General features: G+C 41.3%; 4 protein-coding genes. 3 read left to right on the plus strand and 1 reads right to left on the minus strand.

Features of this window, described 5'->3' with window-relative positions:
- Positions 1–87: 87 nt before the first annotated feature.
- Positions 88–1,689: an ABC-F family ATPase gene (locus CWC14_RS16340; protein WP_076923146.1), complete on the minus strand. Its 1,602-nt coding sequence runs from the start codon at positions 1,687–1,689 to the stop codon at positions 88–90.
- Positions 1,690–1,884: 195 nt separating this feature from the next.
- Here CWC14_RS16340 and CWC14_RS16345 point away from each other — a divergent pair, with 195 nt between their 5' ends.
- The 3 genes from CWC14_RS16345 to hepT all read left to right on the plus strand — a co-directional run bounded on the left by CWC14_RS16345 (position 1,885) and on the right by hepT (position 4,454).
- Positions 1,885–3,165, plus strand: coding sequence for a tetratricopeptide repeat protein (locus CWC14_RS16345; RefSeq protein ID WP_138563911.1), 1,281 nt, complete (start codon positions 1,885–1,887; stop codon positions 3,163–3,165).
- A gap of 487 nt (positions 3,166–3,652) precedes the next feature.
- The gene (gene mntA / locus CWC14_RS16350) at positions 3,653–4,042 is read left to right on the plus strand and encodes a type VII toxin-antitoxin system MntA family adenylyltransferase antitoxin (protein WP_138563913.1); all 390 of its coding nucleotides are present in this window, start codon (positions 3,653–3,655) and stop codon (positions 4,040–4,042) included.
- A complete protein-coding gene (gene hepT, locus CWC14_RS16355; protein ID WP_138563915.1) occupies positions 4,035–4,454 on the plus strand; it encodes a type VII toxin-antitoxin system HepT family RNase toxin in 420 nt (139 codons plus the stop codon). Before mntA ends, hepT begins: the two co-directional genes overlap by 8 nt.
- The last annotated feature ends 185 nt before the right edge of the window (positions 4,455–4,639 follow it).

Genomic DNA, 4,639 nt, shown 5'->3' on the forward strand with positions numbered 1-4,639 from the left:
CCGAACCCCGAACCCCGAAATACAGACACAAAAAAACGGCGCTTAAACAAACACCGCTTTTAAAATGGTTTAACCTTTAACCTAGCTCTAAGCTACTTTGTTTTCTTCGCAGCTTGCTAGGTATTCGTCAAACGTACCTTGGAAGTCAATCACTTGCTTGTCTTTAATATCAACAATACGCGTTGCTAGTGACGATACAAACTCACGGTCATGGCTTACAAAAATAAGCGTGCCTTTAAAGTCTTTTAGCGCATTGTTAAGCGCTTCAATGGCTTCCATATCCATGTGGTTTGTTGGTTCATCCATTATTAGTACGTTAACGTCTTGCATCATTAACTTACCAAATAACAAACGGTTTTTCTCACCACCTGAACAGTTACGCGCTTTTTTATTTGAATCGTCTGCGGTAAATAATAAACGCCCTAACATGCCACGAACCATTAAATCGTTGTGTTTAGCAGTGCGCCACTGCGACATCCAATCAAATAAAGTTAAGTCGTTATCAAAGTCTTTGCTGCTGTCTTGTGGGCAGTAACCAAAGGTCGCGTTTTCTGACCATTTAACTTCACCGTGTAAACTTTCAAGCTCGTTAACTAAACAACGTAAAAAGGTGGTTTTACCCACACCATTTTCGCCAATTACCGCAAGCTTTGCACCCGCTTCTAGCAATAAGTCGCCGCCGGTAAATAACGTTTCACCGTCAAACCCATGGCCAAGCTTGGTTAGCTCAAGCGCTTGGCGATACATTTTTTTGCCTTCGTCAAAGCTCAGTGACGGGCTCATACGGCTTGATGCTTTAACTTCATCAAGCTTAATTTTGTCCATTTTTTTAGCACGCGAGCTGGCTTGTTTTGCTTTAGAGGCGTTAGCACCAAAACGGTTAACAAAGTCTTGTAGCTCGTCTATTTCAGCGCTTTTTTTCGCGTTTTCAGCTAATAACTGTTCGCGCTGTAAGCCTGAGGCTTCAAGGTACTTTTCGTAGTTACCTGGGTAAATACGCAGCTCGCCGTAATCAATATCGGCCATGTGCGTACATACCGAGTTTAAAAAGTGACGGTCATGGGAAATAATAATCATGGTACATTTACGTTGGTTAAGCTCATTCGCAAGCCACGTAATAGTATGAATATCCAAGTTATTGGTTGGCTCATCAAGTAGCAAAATATCAGGATTAGCAAATAGCGCCTGTGCTAAAAGCACACGCAATTTCCAACCAGGGGCTACGTTTGCCATTAAACCATAATGAAATTCTTTATCGATACCCGCATCAAGTAGTATTTCTTCTGCGCGGCTTTCTGCGGTGTAACCGTCCATTTCAGCAAAGATGCTTTCAAGCTCGGCCACTTTCATGCCGTCTTCTTCGCTCATTTCAGGCAACGAATAAATACGGTCGCGCTCTTGTTTTACTTTCCAAAGCTCAACGTCGCCCATAATTACCGCGTCAACTACGCTGTATTGCTCAAACGCAAACTGATCTTGGCTTAGGTTACCTAATTTTAGCCCCGGCGTAATAGACACATTACCTGCACTAGGCGTAAGCGCACCGCTTAAAATTTTCATAAATGTCGACTTGCCGCAGCCGTTAGCGCCAATTAAACCGTAACGGTTACCGTTACCAAATTTAGCTGAAATGTTTTCAAACAACGGCTCTGCGCCAAACTGCATCGTAATATTTGCGGTGGAGATCAAAAAAAGGTGTCCTAGAAAAATACTGACAGGGTTATGGGCGCAGCAGGTGCGAAAATAGACCAGGCAATAGGTGTAAATAAGGCGGCAAATTATACAGGCCAAGTATACTAAAGGCTAGCCTATTTAAACGTTAACTCACTTGATTGTTTTTAAGTACGGCTTTATTGTAATAAAAAATATCAAAAAGAGTGAGTTATGTCGCCCGCAAAAATTCGTAGCGAAGTTATAAAACTTAGTAAGCTAAGTGTAAAACAGCCAGATTATTACTTTATTCAGGGTTACTTTTTAGGATTAGGCTTACTGCCAGACATAATAATGCCCAGCCAATGGCAGCCAGACCTACTAGGTGAGATTAATTTTACAACAGACGCTGAGTTAAAGTACCTCGAAAGCCTGATGGAAAATTACAATAACAGCATGCAAAAAGTGATGAGCGAAGACTTTAAAATGCCCACTAAATGCAGCTTATCGAAAACCGATTACCGCGATTCACTCAAAGCTAATATGCCATTACCAAACTACTGTAAAGGGGCATTACAGGCACTTAAGTTTATTGATAAACGCAGCCTAAACAAACACCAAAAAGAGGTGCTAGCAAGTTTGAATGAAGTACTTAGTGCCTTCAGCTCTGAGCAAGCTGCAGTGAAAAAATTTGCTAGCAACCAGGGCTTAGCGCAATCATTTAAAAAGAATTACATCTACTTTGTAGCCGACGCGCTTTACAACATTCGTTTTATTGAAAACACCCGCTGGAGCGATGAAGACGAAGCCGCGTTTAACGAACAATTTTTAGAAGAGTTTGCACACCAACAGTACAGCAATGACTTTGCTGCTGGCAAAATGATTGACGACGAAGTGATTGATCAATTAATGGAAGCAATCCTTAGCGACTTTACCCCCAGCGCGTTTGAACCGATAGAAGCGTTACTTGAACTGTTTGAGGGTTTTATTACAGAGCAATACATAGCACAAAACCAAGGCCACTTTTGGCTGATCCACGAAACACGCCCTTATATGATGCTACGGTCGCACCGAGCACAAATTAACGCACTACAAGGCAATATACAACTTGCCATTGATGAATTTGAAACACTGTTGCAATTAAACCCCATGGATAATCAAGCGAATCGGCATTGGCTAATGAACTGCTACATAATTAAAGGCCAGTGGCAAAAGCTAGATGCGTTTTTAGCTGACTTCGACAGCGAAGAGCTCCATGCCACAGCAAGCCGCGCCTTGAGTGAATTTCATAAAAATGGTGACTCTAGCCAAGCCAAGCAATACAAAAAGCAACTTAAACAGCTTAATAAACACTTTATAAAGCTACTTACTGGGCAAGAAAAACTAAAAAGTGACGACTTTGATTTTTACAGCCCAGGCAGTAAAGAAGAAGTAGGGATATACCTAAATTCACTGGGTAAACAAGCGTGGATAGCCACCGAAGGCAGCTTGTTTTGGTTACGCAAAAAGATCTAAAAAAGTGGAAGATTGAAATTAAAGGTTACGAGCGACGGGCTTCGAGCGACGAGTAGCGAGCACAGCCTAGCGCCTTTGGCCTTCTCTTTCAGCGTCTCTATGCTTAATGACCTAAATCTGACGCGATATAAAATCGCTGCTACATAATAATATTTGGCCTTTTTATTTCCTCTTTCAGCGCAGCGCCTCTTCTTCCTCGTGGTGAATAAAATAAATTAAAACACTATTTACCACCGAGGTCGCAGAGTACACAGAGAAAGTGATTAAAGGGGAAAGGTAAAAGTTCTCGGGCGGCGGGTTTTGGGCTATGGGCATAACTTAGCACCTAGCTACTTCCCCAGAAGCTAGCGCCTTTTACCTAGCGCTTCTTTGGTGAATACACCACTTAAAATTAATTTACGTGAATAAAAGTACATTATCGGTTTTAGTGTTCAGTATAAAACAGATAAGTTATGATTATCTTAGTTTTTACTAATGGTTTTTTATTTTGAGCAATAATATTTTTCAACAAATAGTTAATTACTTGCAGAAAAATAGCGACATTGAAGTGGTTTGGTTGTATGGCTCTCACGCCAAAGGTACAGCACAACCTCATAGTGATATTGATCTTGCTATCGCTTTTAAAAATTTTGATCTTAGCTCGTTTGATAAACGACTCAGGCCAAAAGAACTCGAGCTAGAAATCAGCAATGCGCTTAGCTTAAACGAGCAGCTTATTTCAATCGTTGATATAAACTTAATCCCCAGTTACCTTGCATTCAATGTAGTAGAATACGGGCAGGCCATTTTAGGCAAGAATAGCCTTAGAGCGATGAAAGAGCAGCAGCGTATTTATAGCCAATTTGAATTTGAGATGATAGCGAGTGAGCATGATTGATACAGGAATAGCGCTTTATATAAGTGAAGTAACACGACATATTGATGAATATATGCTAGAGCTCAACGAATTAAGCCAAGTCGAGCAGCTTAATAGTCGAGATTACCGTGCCGCAGAGCGTTTGTTACAGTTAATGACAGAAGTGTGTATTGGTTTATCTAAGCACTGGCTTAAAAAGTATAAAAACACGACAAGCAGTAATGCCTACCAAACATTTAGTGAACTAACGCAACTCGGTGTTTTAACCGATAATGAGTTGCTTTCATGGCGTAAAATAATCGGTTTACGCAATGCGCTTGTGCATGATTATTTGAATATAGATCAAGAAATTGTGAAGACGATTATTAAAAAACGACATTATGTAACTATGCACTTGTTTAGCCAAAAAGCGATGGCCGAATTAGCAAGCTGATTGAGGTTAAAGGGGAAAGGTAAAGTTCTCGGGCGGCGGGTAGTGGGCTACGGGCACAACCTAGCACCCAGCGCCTTCTCTTTTCAGCGCAGCGTCTCTTCGCCCTCTTTGTGAATAATGACCTTGCGCGGCATAAAGCCCGTCTACGATAACCGTCAACGTTAATCATATCAGTAGGCGGGAGT

It is taken from the genome of Pseudoalteromonas sp. S3260 (assembly GCF_005886925.1).
GTDB classification, from domain to species: Bacteria; Pseudomonadota; Gammaproteobacteria; order Enterobacterales; family Alteromonadaceae; genus Pseudoalteromonas; species Pseudoalteromonas tetraodonis.

What these genes read in the sequence shown, in the direction of transcription:
- hepT (WP_138563915.1), top strand. Translation starts at nt 4,035, where the DNA reads ATGATTGATACAGGAATAGCGCTTTATATAAGTGAAGTAACACGACAT.
- CWC14_RS16345 (WP_138563911.1), top strand. Translation starts at nt 1,885, where the DNA reads ATGTCGCCCGCAAAAATTCGTAGCGAAGTTATAAAACTTAGTAAGCTA.